This window comes from Actinoplanes sp. DH11, assembly GCF_020873875.1.
Classification (GTDB): domain Bacteria; phylum Actinomycetota; class Actinomycetes; order Mycobacteriales; family Micromonosporaceae; genus Actinoplanes.
Genome location: NZ_JAHWGU010000031.1, coordinates 67,035 through 85,515, shown reverse-complemented (window position 1 = coordinate 85,515; position 18,481 = coordinate 67,035). Strand labels below are relative to the sequence as shown.

General features: G+C 70.5%; 15 protein-coding genes. 9 read left to right on the top strand and 6 right to left on the bottom strand.

Annotation, left to right across the window (positions count from 1 at the left end):
* Positions 1–378 precede the first annotated feature (378 nt).
* The 3 genes from LPA41_RS33810 to LPA41_RS33800 all read left to right on the top strand — a co-directional run bounded on the left by LPA41_RS33810 (position 379) and on the right by LPA41_RS33800 (position 2,198).
* A complete protein-coding gene (locus tag LPA41_RS33810) occupies positions 379–1,005 on the top strand; it encodes a histidine phosphatase family protein (protein ID WP_229075194.1) in 627 nt (208 codons plus the stop codon).
* Between the two features lie 85 nt (positions 1,006–1,090).
* A complete protein-coding gene (locus tag LPA41_RS33805; protein WP_229075193.1) occupies positions 1,091–1,483 on the top strand; it encodes an NUDIX domain-containing protein in 393 nt (130 codons plus the stop codon).
* A 355-nt stretch (positions 1,484–1,838) separates the two neighbouring features.
* Positions 1,839–2,198, top strand: coding sequence for a glyoxalase (locus LPA41_RS33800; protein WP_229075192.1), 360 nt, complete (start codon positions 1,839–1,841; stop codon positions 2,196–2,198).
* A 418-nt stretch (positions 2,199–2,616) separates the two neighbouring features.
* On the opposite strand, the gene LPA41_RS33795 is transcribed toward LPA41_RS33800, so the two are convergent.
* The 3 genes from LPA41_RS33795 to LPA41_RS33785 form a co-directional block, all read right to left on the bottom strand.
* On the bottom strand, positions 2,617–3,504 hold the full coding sequence (locus LPA41_RS33795; protein ID WP_229075191.1) for a hypothetical protein: 888 nt from the start codon (positions 3,502–3,504) through the stop codon (positions 2,617–2,619).
* Complete coding sequence (locus LPA41_RS33790; protein ID WP_229075190.1) at positions 3,497–4,246, bottom strand: hypothetical protein; 750 nt, start codon at positions 4,244–4,246, stop codon at positions 3,497–3,499. The genes LPA41_RS33795 and LPA41_RS33790 overlap by 8 nt, the downstream gene beginning before the upstream one ends.
* 100 nt (positions 4,247–4,346) lie before the next feature.
* Positions 4,347–5,342, bottom strand: coding sequence for a WD40 repeat domain-containing protein (locus tag LPA41_RS33785; RefSeq protein ID WP_229075189.1), 996 nt, complete (start codon positions 5,340–5,342; stop codon positions 4,347–4,349).
* Positions 5,343–5,879: 537 nt separating this feature from the next.
* Here LPA41_RS33785 and LPA41_RS33780 point away from each other — a divergent pair.
* A complete protein-coding gene (locus LPA41_RS33780) occupies positions 5,880–7,025 on the top strand; it encodes a prenyltransferase/squalene oxidase repeat-containing protein (protein WP_229075188.1) in 1,146 nt (381 codons plus the stop codon).
* A gap of 21 nt (positions 7,026–7,046) precedes the next feature.
* Entirely contained in the window at positions 7,047–7,229 is a 183-nt protein-coding gene (locus tag LPA41_RS33775) for a hypothetical protein (RefSeq protein WP_229075187.1), read from the top strand.
* Here the strand turns inward: LPA41_RS33775 and LPA41_RS33770 are convergent.
* Positions 7,219–8,481 (bottom strand): hypothetical protein, encoded by a 1,263-nt coding sequence (locus tag LPA41_RS33770; RefSeq protein WP_229075186.1) that lies wholly within the window; start codon positions 8,479–8,481, stop codon positions 7,219–7,221. The genes LPA41_RS33775 and LPA41_RS33770 overlap by 11 nt on opposite strands.
* 8 nt (positions 8,482–8,489) lie before the next feature.
* Complete coding sequence (locus LPA41_RS33765) at positions 8,490–9,239, bottom strand: hypothetical protein (protein WP_229075185.1); 750 nt, start codon at positions 9,237–9,239, stop codon at positions 8,490–8,492.
* A gap of 514 nt (positions 9,240–9,753) precedes the next feature.
* On the opposite strand from LPA41_RS33765, the gene LPA41_RS33760 reads away from it, so the two are divergent.
* Complete coding sequence (locus LPA41_RS33760; RefSeq protein ID WP_229075184.1) at positions 9,754–11,745, top strand: M4 family metallopeptidase; 1,992 nt, start codon at positions 9,754–9,756, stop codon at positions 11,743–11,745.
* A gap of 52 nt (positions 11,746–11,797) precedes the next feature.
* On the opposite strand, the gene LPA41_RS33755 is transcribed toward LPA41_RS33760, so the two are convergent.
* Positions 11,798–13,282: a M1 family metallopeptidase gene (locus LPA41_RS33755; protein ID WP_374238239.1), complete on the bottom strand. Its 1,485-nt coding sequence runs from the start codon at positions 13,280–13,282 to the stop codon at positions 11,798–11,800.
* A 111-nt stretch (positions 13,283–13,393) separates the two neighbouring features.
* Here LPA41_RS33755 and LPA41_RS33750 point away from each other — a divergent pair, with 111 nt between their 5' ends.
* From LPA41_RS33750 to LPA41_RS33740, 3 genes are all read left to right on the top strand, one after another.
* Positions 13,394–14,572 carry an acetylhydrolase gene (locus tag LPA41_RS33750; protein WP_229075182.1) on the top strand — a complete coding sequence of 393 codons (1,179 nt, stop codon included), beginning with the start codon at positions 13,394–13,396 and terminating at the stop codon, positions 14,570–14,572.
* Positions 14,573–14,646: 74 nt separating this feature from the next.
* The gene (locus tag LPA41_RS33745) at positions 14,647–15,087 is read left to right on the top strand and encodes a hypothetical protein (protein WP_229075181.1); all 441 of its coding nucleotides are present in this window, start codon (positions 14,647–14,649) and stop codon (positions 15,085–15,087) included.
* Between the two features lie 166 nt (positions 15,088–15,253).
* Positions 15,254–18,202 (top strand): DUF4132 domain-containing protein, encoded by a 2,949-nt coding sequence (locus LPA41_RS33740; protein ID WP_229075180.1) that lies wholly within the window; start codon positions 15,254–15,256, stop codon positions 18,200–18,202.
* Positions 18,203–18,481 lie beyond the last annotated feature (279 nt).

Below are 18,481 nucleotides of genomic sequence, written 5' to 3'. Positions count from 1 at the left end.
CGGCGGTACCCTAGGGGTGCACGGATTTGCCGAGTTGAGTGCTTCGCCGGGCGATTCCAGGGTCGCGCCTCACCATCCCACCGACCTCATTGCTGATGGGCCACCGTCGGGTCGACACGAATGCGATGGGGATAATTCTCGACTTCCGGCGGCAGTAAACCTTCGGCGGGATGCACCATTCCAGCTGGCCCACCACCGATACGGTGGATATCGATTCTCGGGGGATGCTCGAATCCCATCCCAGCAGCGCGGAGTCGACACCTCTTTGAGGCTTGATAGCGTCAGAGCGGAACACGGAGTCGCCGCCGCGGAACCGGGCGAACAGCGAGCTCAGCGGTCGGTCTGGCAACGACAGTTCACACCTCGAGGAGGCCTGGGTTGAGGAACGTCTACGTGGTCACACATCCTGAGGCGACACACCACGTCGATGGGCTGGTCGGCGGCTGGTTCGACTCCGACCTCACCGACAGTGGGCTGGCACAGGCCGCAAAGATCGCCGAAGCACTGGTTGGCCGGCTCCCGGTAGATGCCCCGGTCGAAATGTTCTCGTCGGACCTGATGCGCACACGGCGTACGGCAGACATCATTGCGAAGCGGCTTTGCATCGATGTGGTCCTCGACAATGATCTGCGCGAGAAATCCTACGGTGAGGCGGGTGGACGGCCTCAGGCGTGGCTGGACGAGCGGTTCATCCCACCGCCTGCCGGCGGTGAACGGATGCGTCATGACGAGGGCGTGTCGGGCGCCGAGACGAAGTGGCAACAGGCCGTCCGGGCCTACGCAGCCCTGGATCGTATTCTGCGATCGAGAATCGAGAATCAGATCGTGGTCACGCACGGAGGCACGGCTACGTTCCTCATCGCAGCCTGGATCGGCATGCCCGTCCACGCAGCCGGATTCGTCAGCTTCCGGGTCTCGTCCGGCAGCATCACATCGCTGCGCGAGGACGACTTCTTTCACAACCGTGAAGTCGTCCACCTCAATGACACCGCTCATCTGACCTAACACACCCGCCGCCCACCACATGTGGGCGAAGTCGCCCGTGCGGCTTAACTATGCCCACCCACAACCGAGGAGGCTGAAGCGGGCCATGATCGACAAGATCGCTTGGATCCATCTGAAGGACGGTGCGATCCTGAGCACCCGCTCCATCGGCAAAGACGTCTACTACCTGCCAGGCGGCAAACGAGAGCCAGGCGAAAGCGACCTCGACACTCTCGTGCGCGAGATTCACGAAGAACTCGATGTCACCATCGTCGCCGACAGTGTCACGCATGCCGGCACGTTCCACGCGCAGGCTCATGGGCAGACGGAGGGAACCATGGTGCGCATGACGTGCTACACAGCCGACTATCGAGGAAACCTGAGGCCGAACAGTGAGATCGAGGAGATCGGCTGGCTGGTTTACGCCGACCGCCACCGAGTGTCACCGGTCGACCAGATCATTTTCGATCAGCTGTATCAGACAGCCAAAATCCAGTGAGATGCCATTGTCGAAGCCCAGTGCTCGATGCACACTCTTGCCGCAGAGAACGCGCGCTCCGTCCGTCTCTGTCCGCGCCCAGCGCGCTGGCCGGCACTCGCTGTAGTCACCGTTGATGACGCAGCGGTCCAGTCCGCGGCGGAGTGGGGCGGAGCCGGAGGTTAAACGACAAGTTAAGTGGCTGTCTCGCAACCTGTTTCCGCAGCTAGCGCGACTCCTGGCCTGCTGCGCTTCATGGCTGCCGGTCGCATCCCCGTCACGGTGATGCTAATCCGAACGCATCGCCAGCGAACCTTCGAAACAACGTGCAAGCCGCTTCTACAAAACCGTACGTACGTCTTGCTAATATATGCGCATGATCCACCATGTACAGCTGGCCTGCCCACCCGACAGTGAGGAAGCCTCCCGCGGCTTCTACTCCGGCGTCCTCGGCCTCATCGAGAAGCCCAAACCGCCAGCCCTCGCCGTCCGGGGCGGTTGCTGGTTCACGGGAGCAGGCATTGAACTACACCTCGGTGTCGAGAAGGACTTTCGTCCTGCCCAGAAGGCACACCCCGGCCTGCTCTGGCCCGAGCTGGACGCTCTGGCTCAGCGCCTTACTAAGGCTGGCTACCAAGTGATCTGGGGCGACGACGAGATCCCGGGTATGCGCCGATTCCACACCCACGACATCCACGGCAACCGCCTTGAGTTCCTGACTCCCAAAGCTCCCTGAGTCAGGGCATCAAGAACGCGCAACTGCCGCAGACAGCGCGCTCTCGGGACTCGTCGCCGACGGCACCGGCTCATCTACAGCACTCACCGTAGTTGCCGGTGGTGACGAACTGAGCTGATCCGCAGCGGCGCCAGGCCAGCGGCGGAGGTTAAACGGCAAGCTGAGAGATGGCCGGCGCACCCAGCCGACAAGGCTCGTCGGCGGGGCCGGGCCGTGGAGTGACTGGATCTCGTTCGGTGGCCGAGCCACCAGCGGGGTTCGGCAGAGCAGCTCCACCGGCTTCATTTTCTCGATCGCTGTTAGAGGCACAACCGGCGCCTGGTGATACTGCGGGGGGATGCCGCGCAGGCGCAGCACTGGCCTTACCAGCGCAGCGACGCAGGCCGGGTACCGCTGCTGGGGGCGTCTCGCGCGCGGCTCAAGCGCCGGGGTTGTCGTTCTGGTACTGGAACTGGACGCGGACCGTGTCGTCGATCGGCACCACCAGGGTGGAGTTGCTGGCCGACCACACCTCCGGGACCAGGAACATCCGGTCCTGGCCGATCACCAGCAGCCGCAGCCGGCGGTACCGGTAGCGGAACTCCTGGTCCTCGGCCGGCGGCAGGCGGGACTCCTCGACGGTTCCGTCACGCAGGTAGAGGCGTTCCTTGGTGTCCAGGATGACCCGCGGCAGATGCTCCGGCCGGGCCGCGAAGTCGCGTGCCAGGCCCCGGCCGGACCACTGGGCGACGGTCGCGGTGGTCCACAACGTGGCGGCGATCAGCAGCAGGTACAGCAGCAAACGCGCGGAGCGGCGCAGTGTCGGGCCCGGCCCGGTGTCGTCGGTGGCCGGTTCCGCGGTCAACTCGGTGAGCCGCCACGCGTACGCGATCAGGCCGGCACCGGCGATCACCAGAAGCGGCGTGACAAGCGCGTACAGCACCCAGTCCCGGATCAGGCCGTACGCGAAAAGCAGGACCACCGCGACACCGAGCAGGGCGACGCCGGTGGCGCCGGCGGCCCGGATCGCCCGCGTCGGCCGGCGCTCGGTGGCGGTGAGCCGCCGGTGGACGGCCAGGTGGATCAGCAGGCCGCACACGCCGGCCAGGGTGATGGTGAGCAGCGGCACCAGCAGCGGTTGCGGGCTGCGCATGATGTAGTCCTGGGTGCCCAGGCCGATGACGTCGACGTCGACGCCGAAGTACTCGTACTGGGCGCGGGAGGAGACGTAGCCGAAGTAGAACAGCACCGCGCCGATCAGGGTGACGGGGCCGATCGCCTCCGCCCAGCGGGTCAGCGTGCCGCGGACCTGTTCGGTATCACTCATCCGCTGACGCGGCTGGGACGGGCTCGGTCGTCTCCTCGGCGGTCGGCGACTCCTCCGGCGACGAGGACGGCGACGCGGACGGCGACTCCTCCGGCTCGGCGTCCGGCAGGTACAGCGGAATCGTCCGGTCCTGCTGGGCGTCCGCGGCGGACCGCCATTCCGCGCACACCTGCAGGTCCCCGCCGCTGCACCAGGCGCTGCCGGCCAGTTCGAGCTGGCCCTCGGGTCCGTCGCCGGCCGGGTCGCCCGCGGCGAGCGGTGTCACCACCACGGAGCATTGCGAGTCGTCGACGGTGAACGTGTATCCGAGGCAGGCCGGCCGGTCGTCGCACCCGGACCCTTGGCTCAGGTCGAACTGCTCACCCTGCAGGTCGACGCCTGTCACTTCGACCTCCACGCCGTCGGTGACGGACGCCAGCAGACTCACCCCTACGCAGTAGGGCTCGTCCACGGGGCCGGTGGAGTTGTCGCCGCTTCCGGCGGGCAGTTGCGGCAGTTCGGCGTAGGGCCGCTTGGTCTCCGGGGCTGGCTTCTCCGGGCCCGCACCCTCCTCGGCCGGTTCCTCGCCGCCGCCCTCCTGCGCGACGTCGCCGGTCCCGGTGCCGATGCCCGTGCCGTCACCGGGGTCCGCGCCCGTGGTCACCTCATCCGCAGGCGTGGTGGAGTCGCCTCCGCCGCCGTTGCAACCGGTGAGCAGAAGCAGCAGCAGGAGAAGGCCGGCCAGCATTTTCCGGATCGGCATGACGCCCTCCGCTCGGCGGCGGCCACGGGACTTCCACCGTCGACGCTAATCACGGCCGTGCCGGGCGGGAACGGATGATCGGGCGGACCGGGCGGATAGATCAGACGGACCGGCGGCGCTGCCGGACGGCGTACGCCCCGGTCAGCAGGGCCGTCACCGCGGCGAGCCCGACGAACCAGGCGGCGCCGGTGCCCAGCCGGTCCATCGAGGTCAGCGGCCGGCGCCCGGCGCGCAGCTCGCCCGCGGCGAGCACATTGTCCGCGACGTCGATGTGTTCCGTGCCGGCCGACGCCAGTTCGGTGTGTCCGGAGCCGGGTGTCAGTTCCAGCACCCGCACGTCTTCGATATCGGCGAGGCTACCGTCGGACGCGGGTGAGGACGCGACGGCCACCGGCTTGCCGGAGGGCCACCAGCCGAGCACCCGCGCCGTATGGACCCCGTCGAGCTGATACCGCGGGCCGGCGACGGCACCGGTCGACGCCGACAGGGTGCTGACGGTCCACCGGACCGGGTGTTCGCCGCAGGTCTCGCACGCCTCGGCGGTGGCGACCAGCAGGCTCGTGCCGTCCCGGGTCCAGCTGCCCTTGCCGGCCAGCACCGCCCCGCCGGGCATCGGGATCGCGGTCACCGCACCGGAGGCCAGGGTGCGGATCCGGATCCGGCCACCTGAGGGGTACGCGATCCGCGTGCCGTCGGGCGAGAACGCCACCGTCCAGCCGTCGAGTGCCGGGCTGCTGTCGTCGAGTGCGGTGACCGCACCGGTGGCGACGTCGAGCAGGGCCAGGGACTGCGGTGCCGCGTACGGTGCGTCGTCCACGGGCCGGCTGATCACCGCCAGCCGGGTGCCGTCCGGCGACCAGGCCTGCGCGGCGATGTGCCGGTTCTCCCACACCGGCGGGTACGGCGTACGACGTCCGGTGGTGATGTCCAGGATGCCGTCGCCCGAGGCGAGTGTGCGGCCGTCGGGTGACAGCACCGACGCCAGCCCGGCCGCGCCGTCGTTGTCGACAACCCGGTAGTCGTCGGCTCCGGCGCCGACGAGGCCACCGTAGAACTGCGACCCGTCGGCGTACCAGCTGTCGCCGCTGAGGAGCACGGAGGCCGCCCTGATCGGGTGTTTCGTCCCGTCCGGGGTCCAGATCCGGGGGCGCCGACCTGGGCGGGCAGGCTCACGCCGCCCGAGGTGTCCGCCGGCGAGCCCGGCGGCAGCGGGCTCCACCCCAGCAGGCCCCCGGAAAGCATCGCCAGCGCCACGAACGCGACGACTGCCGCGAGGGCCGCGCTGAGCGCCGCTGTGGGGCCCGCCCATCGGCGCCGGTGCGGCCGGGCCGTGGGGAGATCGACGTCCACCGCCACTGTCGTGCCCTCCGGTCTGCTGATCGATAGCGCGGAAGTGTGATGGTGGCAGACCGCCGCGACCCTACCGGGGGACGCCCCGCCCCCGTATTGAACCGCCTTCATGCGACTTGAACGTATTTGTCAGTATGAGTGAAGACCCTCACTCCCATCAGGCACGACGAAGAACAACATATAGTTATGACTAGATGGCCAGCGAGTCACCGGCGGTCGCGTCAGGTCCGTGACTTCCCGGTGAGGCCATGCTCGGCAGTCGCCCCAGAGAGGGGAGTGCCACATGAACCCCGGCCAGTTGAGCAGCGGGACAGGCCAGGCCGGCGCGGAACTCGCCCTGGCCGCCGCCGCGCTTCGCGACCGCGCCGTCCGGGTGCAGAGCGCCTTCGCGGCAGTGGCCTATCCGAACTCGACCGAGAGCGGCCCGGACACCTCCCTGCTGCGGATCCTGACCGATGCGCTCTCCAGCCAGCACCCGGACGGTTCCTGGGGTTCCGACGACGCCCCACGGCAGAAGCCCTGCTTCACCGCGCAGACGATCATCATGCTGGACCGCATCGGCATCACCTACCACAAACCGGCCGACGGCCGCGTGGAGGCGCTGGGACCGGGCCACGCCGTGCAGCAGGCGGTGCGGTGGCTCGAGTCGGTGCAGCGGCCCGACGGCGGCTGGGGTGAGGACATCTGGGACGGCTGCCAGGTCCTGCTCGCGCTGCATCTGTGCGGCTATCGCGCCGGCGACCCGTGTGTCGATCGCGCCCTGCGGCTGCTGCGCTCGCACGTCGGCCAGAACTGGCCGGACCGGACGTCGTACTGGTTCGGTCCCAGCTTCCACGGCGCCGCGATGGAAGTCTTCAACCGCTACGACGACCCGGCCTTCGCCGGCCGTGCCCGCAACCAGATCTGGGAGTTCTGGGACGAGGACGCCGCCTGTTTCCGGTCACCGGACGAAAGCAACGGGCAGCACGCGCCGGCGGAATGGCAGACCGCGTGCGCCATCTCCGGTCTGCGCTCGTTCGGGACGGTCTCCCCCACCCCGGAACGGGTCGACCGCGCCTCGGCCTGGCTGGTGAAGACCCAGTCCACTGAGGGGTCCTGGGGTCCCATGCACCGCGAGATCACCGGTTACTGCTCGCTGCGGGCGATCCTGGCACTCAACCGGTCCGGATATCCGGGCAACCGCGACGCGGCGCTCAAGGGTACGCAGTGGTTCGTCGAGCAGTACTCGCACGACGGGCCGCTCACCGTGAAGCTGATGGCCGCCGCCGCGGTCGCGCACACGCGGCACGACGAACTCGTCGCCCAGCTGTCGTTCTACTGGATGGAGGAGATCGGCGACCTGCTGGACCGCTACCGTTCGCTCGCCGACGCGCTCGGCGAGCAGGTCCAACGATCGGCCGGCGAGCTGGCCGACGCCCAGCAGCACTAGGCGGCGCTGAACGCGAAATCGATGGGCCTCGGCGACGAGCTCGCCCTCATCAACGAGCGGTACGAGACCACGGCCGCCGAGGTGACCCGCCTGCGCACCGCGGAGGATCGCTACGCCGTGAAGCTGACCGCCAACCAGCTGGCCGTGCTTGGCATCATCGTCGGTCTGGTGACGTTCGTGATCGGCCTGCTCGTCACCGGCTGAGCGGCGCGACCTGCTCCATGTCCGCAGCGAGCCGCCCGGCATCCAGATCGCTCGCCCACAGCAGAGCGGCCACCATGCTCGTCCGGCCGGCGGAGACCAGATCGTGTGCCGGGTTCGGGCCCCCGCCGGCAGCCAGGTCCTCGAGGGCGGCAGCGAACTGCGGCCCCAGCAGCGGTGCGATCGGTGCGCTCGCACGCCTGGCGGACAGGTGCATCGGCAACACCGGCAGTCCCAGTTCCCGGGCCACCCGGGCCGACTGCTGATAATGCGGCAACCCGCCGCGGTAGTCGCAGCCGACCGCGTTGCCCCAGACCAGGCCGTCGAGCAGGTCGTCGGCGGTCACCCGGGGGATCAGGACGCCTTTGGCCGCGAACTCCCCCACATTCGTGTCGTCCACCGTGCCCGCGGCCTCGCAGCGCCGGCAGGCGAAGTGCAGCCGGTCGGCACGGACGTCACCCGTCAACGGCAGGCGCATCCCGCACTCGCAGTCGATCCACAACGGGCCGGCACCGGAGCCGCTCGCCTGGCGCCCGGTCGTCACCGACGCGCGCTCGATCGCGGCACGGGCCTGCCAGATCGACTCGATGGCCTCGCTGATGACGGGGAACGTCCGGGACCCCGGCAGGAACAGCGTCGGAAGCCCGAGCACGTTGTTGACCGTCGCGCTCAGCACGATCGCGTTGAAGTCCGCCAGCGAGAAGGCCCGGTCCGCCGCGGCGAGCAGGATGGCGGTGAGCGAGGACACGGCCCGGGTGAGGCGGTGCCGCAGGCCACGGCGCGCCCGGACGTCCGGCAGCAGCGCGACCTGCTGGCCCGCCCACCCGTGCAGGGCGGTGACGCACGCGGCGACGAAGTCCGGTGCCGGTGCCGGTTCCCGGAACATGGTGAGCCCGGCGACGTCGGTCGCCGGCGCGGACAGACCGTGCACACCGCTGCGCGACAGCAGGGACGGCAGCGCCGCGTGCCGGTAGCGCCGGTCGTCGTTGGTGTCGTAGTCGACCACGAAGAAGACCTCGGCGTGGCCGCCGCCGGCGCGCAGGTTCACGTCGTGGCAGACCGCGGCCTGCGCGACGACGTTCACCGAGGCCAGGAAGTTGGGCTGGTGCGCCACCCGCACGCACGGCGCCCCGGCGGCGTACCGGGCGAGGTTCCGCTCCACCGCCGGCGTCAGCGTGCCGGCGCGGTGGTGGAACGCGCGCGACTCCTGCGCGAGCGCGCCACGGTCCGCCATGCCGAGCCGGCCGATCACCATGCTCCCGGTCAGACCGTCGAACGTGCCGTCGCCCGGACCGCATCGCAGATCGCGGCGAGCTGGCCCCGCGGATCCTTGTCACCCCACACCGACTGTCCCACGCACACCCCGGCCGCCCCCGCGGCCACGGACTTCTCCGCCCAGTTGGCCGCCGCCCCGGCGCTCGGCCCCGACGGGGCACCCTGCGCCAGCAGGTCGGCGTCGCACCACGGTGCCACGTGCTCGATCACGGTGGGGTCGCCGGCCCCGTACACGTTGACCACGTCCGCGCCCATCTCGAAGGCCATCCGGGCCGCGAAGGCCTGCCGGTCGCGCAGCTCGTCGGCGGAGCCGGTGCCCGGGTCGGCCGCGATGCTCGAGACGTACAACTCGAGGCCGGTCTGCTGCGCCGCCGAGGCCGCCGACGCCAGCACCTTGAGACTGGCCAGCTCGGCGGGGAACCCGAGCAGGAGGTTGACGATCACCCCGGAGGCGCCGACGTTCGCCGCCGACTCGGCGGAGTAGAACATCTCCCACTCGTCCGAGGCGGTCCAGTCCCCCGCGAGGTACGTTCGGTTGCCGTCGACGCGCAGGATCGGCGCGACACCGGCCGCGGCGAGGCTCGCCCCGAAGCGCTTCAGCAGACCGAAGTTGAGGATCATCGCGTCCGGCTGGACCGAGACCAGCGTGCCGATCGTGTGTGACACCCGTTCCAGTCCTGGCAGGAGCCCCAGAGGGGCATGGTCGAGGGCGACGACCACACGGCCCCGCTTGCTCATGACTGCCTCGCCTTCCGCCGGCACACCGCCTCACCCGGCGAACGCCTCCGGGCGGGAAAACGCAACGCCGTCACCCGGAGTTCGACCGACCGGTGGACGCCGACGCGGCAACGAGTGCTGCGCCAGGCTAGGCCCTGCCACAGCCGGCGATCAAGGGTGCCCACGGGCCTGCGGCCGCCACGTCGGACGACTCACGATGTGAACACTGAGCGTAACCGTCTGGCGGCCGGCCCCGGCGCTGAACCGGTTGATCACCCCTTTCGGGGTCGTGTGAAGCTGGCCGCCGGCGGGCTCACGGGACTGAGCTCATCGATCACGTGCGATATGGTCCCCGGGCGATTTCGACCACGGGGAGAACGACGTGCGTTTCACTTTGCTGCGCGCCGGACGGCGACCGCTGACTGCCGGCGCGACAGCGCTCGCGCTGGCGGCGGGCCTACTGACGGCCGGGGCGCGACCGGCGACAGCCGCGCCCGCGGAACCATCACCATCCGGCGCGCGACCGGCGACAGCCGTGCCCGCGCAACCATCCGGCGCCGACCGGCCCCGGCCCACCCGGGCGCAGGCGGCCGGGGACGCCCGGGGGACGGTCGGCCGGCACGGCGCCGCCGTCCGGGCCGCCGCTGAGGAGAAGTACCAGGTCCGCAACGTGGTGATCGATCCGGACGGGTCACGGCACGTGCGGTTCGACCGGACCTATCGCGGGCTTCCGGTGCTCGGCGGCGACTACGTGGTGCACGCCAACCCGGACGGCAGCTTCCGCGACGCCTCGGTGGCCCAGCGCCAGAAGATCACCACCGGTGTCAAGCCTGCGATCACCGTCAAGCGGGCGACCGCGGCGGCCGTGAAGGAGTTCGGTGACGCGTACCAGAAGACCGACGCCCATCTGGTGATCGACGCGGCCCAGGGCACGCCGGTCCTGGCCTGGCAGGTGGTCGTCACCGCGGACGAGCCACGCGAGCTCAACGTCGTGGTGGACGCCCGCAGCGGCGCGGTGCGGCGCACCTTCGAGGGCGTCCACGGTGCGGAGACCGGCACCGGGCGCACCCTCTACAACGGCGAGGTGCCGCTGACCACGACCCGCCGCGACGACGGCGCCTACACGCTTACCGACCCGACGCGCGGCGACGCCACGGTGCTCAGCCTGCGCGGCACCGACGGCAGCGAACCGCTGATGGACGCGGACAACGTGTGGGGCGACGGCACCCGGGCCGACCCGGCGACGGTCGCGGCGGACGTGAGTTACGGCCTGGCCGAGACGTACGACTACTTCAAGGAGCAGCACGGGCGCAGCGGGGTCCGCGACGACGGCTCGGTGCCGGACGCGCAGGTCCACTACGACGACGCCAACGCCTACTACGACGACTTCTGCTACTGCATGGGCTTCGGCGACGGCGACGCCCAGTTCGGGCCGTTCGTGTCACTCGACATCGTGGGGCACGAGTACGCGCACGCCGTCACCGACGCCACCGCCGCACTGATCTACGACGGCGAGTCGGGCGGGCTCAACGAGGCGACGAGCGACATCTTCGGCACCCTCATCGAGTTCGCCGCCGACAACCCGCAGGACCGGCCCGACTACCTGGTGGGTGAGAAGACCGGGGTGACCCTGCGGTACATGGACGACCCGGCCCGCGACTTCTGGTCGGCGTCGTGCTGGAGCCCGTCGGTGGGATACCTCGACGTGCACGAGTCGTCGGGTGTCGGCAACAAGTTCTTCTACACCCTGGCGGCGGGCAGCGGGGAGTCCGCCTGGGGCAACAGCCCCACCTGCGCGGGCGCGCCACCGGTGACCGGCATCGGCAACGAGAAGGCCGGCCGGATCTGGTACCGGGCGCTCACCGTCTACATGCTGTCGAACACCAACTTCGCCGGGGCGCGCCAGGCCACGCTGAAGGCGGCGACCGACCTGTACGGGGCGGACAGCACCGAGTTCGCCGCCGTGGACGCCGCCTGGAAGGCCGTGAACGTCGACGGCTCCCTGCCCGTTCCGCAGGAACCGGCCGTGACGAGGCCCGACATTCAGTACCGCCTCGTCGGCGACGCGGTCAGCCTGCAGATCCAGGCCCGGGACCCGCAGGGCGACGAGCTCACGTTCACCGCCACCGACCTGCCCGAGGGTCTGTCCATCAGCACCGGCGGCCTGATCTCCGGCACCATCACCAAACACGGTTCGAAGCTGTCCACGGTCACCGCGACCGACCCCGCCGGGCACGCCGGCGTCACAAGCGTCTACTGGGCGATCTCCGGGCCGCCTGTCGTGCGGCCCATGGAGGACCGCACCGGTGTGGTCGGCGAAGAGGACGTCTTCTTCGTCTTCGTGACCGACGACGGCATCGACATCACCTACTCGTGGTCCGGCCTGCCGCCCGGCGTGAACGGCTACGACAGCCTCGTCTGGGGCACCCCGGAGCAGCCGGGCGTCTACCCCGTGACCCTCACCGTCACCGACGACGACCAGCGGTCCACCACCGCCACCTTCACCTGGACCGTCAACCCGGCCTGACACCGAACGGGTGGTCCGGCGTCCGGCCGGACCACCCGTCCCTGTCGCTGGATCAGTGCCGGTGCAGCAACTCGTGGGTCGCGCTGATCGTGGCCCACGACTTCGGCGCCACCGGGACGCCGCGCGCGGCGAAGGCCTGCGCCACCGCCGGCTTGGACGGCGTGAACAGCCACGCCTCGAAGAGCGCGTCCAGGTCCTGCCCCGAGATCTTCTCGGCGAGGGCGGTGAACTCCGCGGTGGTCGCGTTGCCGTACTTCTGCGAGGCCGCCCACGTCCGCAGGATCTCGAAGAAGTCGTCGTCACCGACGGCCACCCGCAGCTGGTGCAGGGTCATCGCGCCACGGTCGTAGACGGCGTCACCGAACAGCTGCGCCGTGCCCGGGTCGGCCGGCGCGGTGGTCCAGATGTCGGCGTCGTCGGGGTACGTGGCGTACAGGTAGTCGAAGATCTCCTGGGCGGTGCCCTCCTCGTTCTTCTCCGACCAGAGCCACTCGGCGTAGCTGGCGAAGCCCTCGTTGAGCCAGATGTGCTTCCACTCGTCCACCGACACCGAGTCACCGAACCACTGGTGGGCGTTCTCGTGGACCACTACCGAGGTGTTGGAGCCGCGGCGGAAGAAGGCGGACGAGTAGTTCGGCCGGGTCTGGTTCTCCAGGGCGAAACCCAGCGTGCCGGGCGGGGTGACCACGCCACCCTGAGCCTCGAACGGGTACGGCCCGAACAGCTCGCTCTTCCACTCGGTGATCTCGGCGGTCCGTTCCACGCTGGCCTGCGCGGCGTCCCGGAAGTCCGGTTCGAGCAGCTGGGAGTACGCGTTGTAGACGGTCTGGCCGTTCTCGGTGGTGTCCGTGGTGACGTCGTACTGGCCGATCACCAGCGACGTCAGGTAGGTCGCCTGCGGCTTCAGGGACCGCCAGCTCCAGCGGGTGTAGCCGAGCGTCTCACGGACCGGCGGCCGCGGCTGGAACCCGTTACTGATCGCCTCGACGCCGTCCGGGACCGCGACCGAGACGTCGAAGGTGGCCTTGTCCGACGGGTGGTCGTTGCTCGGGTACCACCACCAGGCGATCTCCGGCTCGCCGATGGCCAGGGCACCGTCCGGCGTCTTGATCCAGGCGGTGTATCCGGCGCCGACCTCGGTGGACGGCGTGCCCGCGTACTGCACCACGATCGTCATGGCGGCGCCGTGCGCGACCGGCCGGGCCGGCGTGACGACGAGTTCGTGCTCGCCCTGCCGGGTGAACGCGGCGGGACGGTTGTTGACCCGCACCGACGAGACGTCGAGCAGGAAGTCGAGGTTGAGCCGGCTCAGGTCCTGGGTGGCGGTCGCCAGGATCGTGGTGGTGCCGGTGAGCCGGTCGGTGGCCGGCGTGTAGCGCAACCGGATGTCGTAGTGGGAGACGTCGTACCCGCTGTTGCCGTAATCGGGGTAGTAGTCGTCGCCGACGCCGGGGCCACCGGGGGCGGGGGCGGCCGAGGCCGGGGTGCCGGCGAGGACCAGCGCTGTCGTGAGAGCTGCGGTGAGCAGTCTGCGCACGGTGAACTTCCTTCCCATGGGGCAAGAACAGTCACCGCCAACATATCGAAGTATGTTGATCGATCCGGTCCCGCACTGGCGCTATTAGGTTTGCCGTGCAAACCTGTTGGCATGACCACGTCATTGACGCGTCGCAATCTCTTGACCGCCGCACTCGCCACCGGGGTCGCCGTGCCGCTCGGCGCCGGCCGCGGCCAGGCCGCCCCATCCCGGCTCACCCTCCCCCGGCTCACCCTGCCCCGGCCCACCGGGCCGCACCCGATTGGCACCGTGTCACTGCACCTCGTGGACCGATCCCGACCCGATGCCGTCGCCGGCCCCGGCCACCACCGCGAACTGATGGCCGCCGTCTGGTACCCCGCCTCCGGCGCACTCCGGCGTCATCCGGTCGCGCCGTGGATGCCCGCCGCCCCGACGCAAGCACTGCTCTCCGCCAACGGGTTCGCCGCCGCGGCAGCGCCCCGCACCGCCGGCCACCAGGGCGCCCCCGCGCTCCGGTCAGCCGGCCGGCGGCCCGTGGTGGTGTTCTCGCACGGCTCCAACGGCCACCGCGCCGAGACGACAATCGTGGTCCAGGAACTCGCCAGCCACGGCTACGTCGTGGTCACCGTGGACCATCCGTACGACTCGTTCAGCGAATTCCCCGACGGTCGCACCACCGTCCCCGCCGACGACGTGCCGGTCACACCCTGGGATCACGCCCGCGACGTCCGGTTCGTTCTCGACCGCATCGAGGACCTCGCCGCCGGCCGCAACCCCGACGCCGGGTCCCGCCCACTGCCGGCCGGCCTGGGCGCCGCCGTCGACCCGCGCCGCATCGGCATGTTCGGCTGGTCGAAAGGCGCGACCGCGACGGCCCTGGTGATGAACGCCGACCGCCGGGTGCGTGCCGGGCTCAGCCTCGACGGCCAGATGCAGTCCGAACCACCCGTCGCCCGCCTCGACCGCCCGTTCATGCTGATGACCGCGACGTTCACCCCGGGTGCCGAGGAATCCAACGTCGGCGAGTTCTGGCAGCTCTTGCACGGCTGGCGGCTCCAGCTGCACACCGACGGCGCACCCCACGGCGGGTACTGCGACCAGCAGTGGCTGATCCCCCAACTCGCGAAGATCATGGGTACGGACGACGACGAACTCGCCCGCTGGATCGGCACCCTGCTCCCGGCCGAGGCGGTGCGCATCCAGCAGGCGTACCCGCTGGCCTTCTTCGACCAGCACCTGCGCCACCGGCCGCAGCGCCTGCTGGAAGGCCCCAGCCGCGCCTTCCCGAAGGTGCACTTCGTCGCGTGAGACGCCGGGTCTGTGGGGTTATGCCTGCTTCTCGGACCTGGACAGAACGATCAACATCCGGCAATGATGCCGCAATGATCGTTTCCTCCCTCCTGCGGCGCACGGCGGCGCTCGTGATCGGCGCCGGCATCGTCGCGGCACCCCTCGCGGTGGCCTCCCCCGCGTCGGCAGCCCCCAACTGCGGCCTGAAGAAGACCGCCCGGACCAGCATTCATTACCAGGTCTGCGCCCAGAAGACCGCAGACGGCAACTACAACGCCATGTACTACTTCGGCAACAACCACGGCTCCCGGATCACGATCACCACTCAATGGGGCTGGGAGACCGACGGCTCGCGGCAGTGGAGCAGCGGCACCCAGACGCTGACCCTGCGCGCCGAGCCGGGCCTCGTGCACCTCAAGACCAACAAGCTGTACTGCGGGTTCGCGGTCGAGAAGAACAAGGGCATCCTGCGGGTGAAGGAGAACGACGGCACGTGGGGCGTCGTCGCCTTCTCGAAGACCGTCGACTGCTGAGCCTGCCGATCCCGCCGGCTGCGGCAGAACGAAACTGAGGCCGGTGACAGGGCCTGCGTCCTGTCACCCGGCCCGGCGTCCAGGCCGAACGGGGTCCGTCCGGTGTGGACGGCCGGTGTCATACCGGTGTACTACCGTCCCCGCGGACTGTCGACGAGGAGGGCTCATGCGCAGGTTCGTGGTACCGGACGAGGACACCTGGCACATGCCGAAGGATTGGCCGGCCCGGATCCATCCGCGACGAGGTGGCCGATGGCGGCCGGTGATCGCCGATCCGGCAGACGCCGAGCAGCGCCTTCGGGACCGCCTCGGGACGGAGTACATCACCAATCACCGCGCGCGCGTGCTGGACCGCAACGCCGTCTTCGACACGGCACTGGTCGCCGCCGGCGAGCGGCACCTGCGGACACCTGACGACGACCCGGTCGCCGCAGCGGTGGCGGCGCTGCTCATCGTCTATCGCAACGTACCCGCCGACGCGCAGACGCTGGTGGACGCGTGGGTGGCCCGGTCCGGGCTGCTGTTCGCGGTCCGGGCCGTCATGGCGGCGAACCAGATCTGCCACACCGGCGCGCTCTGGAGCCGCGCCCCGGAAGGCAGCACCTACGAGCAGAGCTGGCGCGGCGACGACCTCGGCGCCACGTACGCGGTGGCCCGCGCGGTCCGGCGCCACCTCGCGGTCGCGCCGGACCGGGACCACGCGGAGGCGGAGGCCGTGCTGGCCGGTCACCGCACCTTTCCAACCGGCCGGATCCTGACCTCCTACCTGATGCCGACCCGGCAGGACTGGGTGGACGAGGACTGCGCGGCGGCGGCGGGCTGGCACACCGAGCCCGGCCGCGACGAGTGGATCCAGGCCGACCAGCGCGTGATGTCGGGGATCCTGTTGCTGGCCGCGAGCCGCACCGAGCACCTCGAGCACCTGCGCGGGGCGATCAGCCGGACGATGCTCGGCTACGAGGAGCCCGGCGACGCCGTCACGGTGCTGGACGGCGTGGGACCGGCCGCAGTCCCGTTCCTGGCCGACGAGTTCTATCTGAAGCTGCTCTACCTGCACGACCGGGACACCCGGAACCAGCCGGCCCGGCTCGGCACCGATGCGGCCCGGTTCGTCGCCGGCACACCGAGCGACGACGCGATGCGGATCCTGATCCGCGACCACCTGGACCACAAGCCGTGGCGGCCGGGGAACCTGCTCAAGTCGGGCGTGCTGACCCGCTACCCGCTGCGGGTCCTGCGTGTCCTCGCCGAACGCGACGACCCGGTGTCGCGTGACCTGTTCGGCGCAATGGTGCTCACCGAGCCCCGCTGGGTCCCGCACCTGGCCGAGCCGGCCCGCACCCGGGCCGAGGAGGTCCTCGCGAACGGCGGCGCCGGACTCGGCGCCGGGTGGGCGGCGATGCTGGACCAGCAGGACTACCGTCGTCCCATCGACGGCGCGGACAACGTGAAACGGGCCGTCACCGCGCTGGCCGCGACCCCCTCCGAGGAGGCGTTCGGGCTGGTGGTGGACCGGGTCGGGCGCCAGTACTTCCGGCCGGCGTTGCTGGCGGCGGCCAAACGCGATCCCGGCCTGGCGCTGCGGGCGCTGCTGGCCAGGGCCACCGAGCCCACCGTCATCGAGTTGCTGCGCGACCACGTCCTCGCGTACCCGCAGTCGCTGGCGGCCCTCGACGATGCCGGCCGGGCCCGCGTCCAGGCGATCGCCGGGCTGCCGTCCCCCGGCCCGGCGGGCGTGGTGCCGCCGGTCCTGGCCGGCGTGCTGCCGCGGGAACCGGACCTGCCCGAATGGCTGATCCCCGCCAAGCTTCCCGAGGTCACCGTCCGCGACACCGGCGAGGCACTCGCCCCGGAGGCGGTCCACCGGCTGTGTGTGCTGCTCGCCCTCTCCACGATCACCGAGCCGCGACCGGAGCTCGCCACCGTCCGGGAGATCGGCGAACCACGACAGCTGGGCGCTTTCGCCTGGGCCGTCCTCGAGCATTGCCGCGCCGCCGAGTACCCGCCGAAGAGCGGTATCGCGCTGGCGGCCATCGCCGCGCTCGGTGACGACACCACCGTCGCCGACCTGGTGGCGGTCCTGCCGCAATGGTCGTCCGCCAGCGCCCGGATCCGCGCGGCAATGGACGTGCTCGCCGCCATCGGCACCGACGTCGCGCTGACCCAGCTGCATCGGCTCAGCCGACGGGCGGCGACCACCGGCCTGCGCGAGCACGCCACCCGGCTGCTCGCCGGCACCGCCGCCACCCGCGGCCTGAGCCCCGAGCAACTCGCCGACCGGATCGTGCCGGACCTGGGTCTCGACGCCGATGGCCGGACGGTCCTGGACTACGGGCCACGCCGGTTCACCGTGGGTCTCGACGAGCAGCTGCGCCCGTGGATCACGGCCGGGGACGGCCGCCGGTTGTCCCGGCTCCCGAAGCCGGCCGCCGCCGACGATCCGGCGCTGGCGCCGGCGGCGTACGCGCGGTTCGCCGGCCTGAAGAAGGAGCTCAAGCAGGTCGGCGGCGACCGGATCCGGGCCGTCGAGGACGCCATGGTCACCGGGCGCCGGTGGAGTGCGGCCGAGTTCCGCGCCCTGTTCCTGGATCACCCGGTGATGTGGCAGCTCACCCACCGGCTGCTGTGGGAGGCGTCCGGCGAGCACGGCACGACCTGTTTCCGGGTTGCCGAGGACCGTACGTTCGCCGACCTGCACGACAAGGCCTGGCAGCTCGACGAGGCCGCCACCGTCGCCGTGCCGCACCCGTGTCGTCTCGGGGACGACCGGGCCGCCTGGGCGGAGGTGTTCGCCGACTACGCCGTCATCCAGCCGTTCCCGCAGCTGGGCCGCGAGGTGACGACACCGGGCGAGGTGGATCTGGCGACCTTCGCCGGCGCCAAGGTCGACGGGCGGAAGTTGTTCGTGCTCACGTCGAAGGGCTGGCGCTTCGGCGACGACCACACCTCGGTGCTGCGCGACTGGCCGCAGACGGTCGAGATCGCGTACACCCCCGGGTACCACTGGCAGGAACCGGACGAGCCCAAGACCCTCACCGCGGTACGCGGATGCGACGGCCTGGACCCGGTCGCGTTCTCCGAGGTGATGCGGGACCTGCACTATCTGACAAGCTGATTCGCGGCTCGGGGCGTCGCGCGGATGCCCCGACACAGCTCGTCGAAGCCCTGCGCTCCGGCACTGACCCGCAGCCGCCCGCCGCTGACCCGGGCGCCGCCCCGCTACCCGCGGACCGGCTGCGTATCCTGCTCGCAGGCGCGTCCCGCAAGCTCACCGCCGACCGCCTGATCGCCTGACGAACGACTCCGGCCGGGTCCGGCAGAGCCCATGATCGACATCCGGCAGACCGGATCAGAGCGCGGGTTTCCAGACGTGCGCGGCGTTGTAGCTGCAGGA

Coding starts and splice junctions, on each gene's coding strand:
- LPA41_RS33805 (WP_229075193.1), top strand. CDS start 1,091: ATGATCGACAAGATCGCTTGGATCCATCTGAAGGACGGTGCGATCCTG.
- LPA41_RS33800 (WP_229075192.1), top strand. CDS start 1,839: ATGATCCACCATGTACAGCTGGCCTGCCCACCCGACAGTGAGGAAGCC.
- LPA41_RS33795 (WP_229075191.1), bottom strand. CDS start 3,504: ATGAGTGATACCGAACAGGTCCGCGGCACGCTGACCCGCTGGGCGGAG.
- LPA41_RS33790 (WP_229075190.1), bottom strand. CDS start 4,246: ATGCCGATCCGGAAAATGCTGGCCGGCCTTCTCCTGCTGCTGCTTCTG.
- LPA41_RS33780 (WP_229075188.1), top strand. CDS start 5,880: ATGAACCCCGGCCAGTTGAGCAGCGGGACAGGCCAGGCCGGCGCGGAA.
- LPA41_RS33775 (WP_229075187.1), top strand. CDS start 7,047: ATGGGCCTCGGCGACGAGCTCGCCCTCATCAACGAGCGGTACGAGACC.
- LPA41_RS33770 (WP_229075186.1), bottom strand. CDS start 8,481: ATGGTGATCGGCCGGCTCGGCATGGCGGACCGTGGCGCGCTCGCGCAG.
- LPA41_RS33765 (WP_229075185.1), bottom strand. CDS start 9,239: ATGAGCAAGCGGGGCCGTGTGGTCGTCGCCCTCGACCATGCCCCTCTG.
- LPA41_RS33750 (WP_229075182.1), top strand. CDS start 13,394: ATGACCACGTCATTGACGCGTCGCAATCTCTTGACCGCCGCACTCGCC.
- LPA41_RS33745 (WP_229075181.1), top strand. CDS start 14,647: ATGATCGTTTCCTCCCTCCTGCGGCGCACGGCGGCGCTCGTGATCGGC.
- LPA41_RS33740 (WP_229075180.1), top strand. CDS start 15,254: ATGCGCAGGTTCGTGGTACCGGACGAGGACACCTGGCACATGCCGAAG.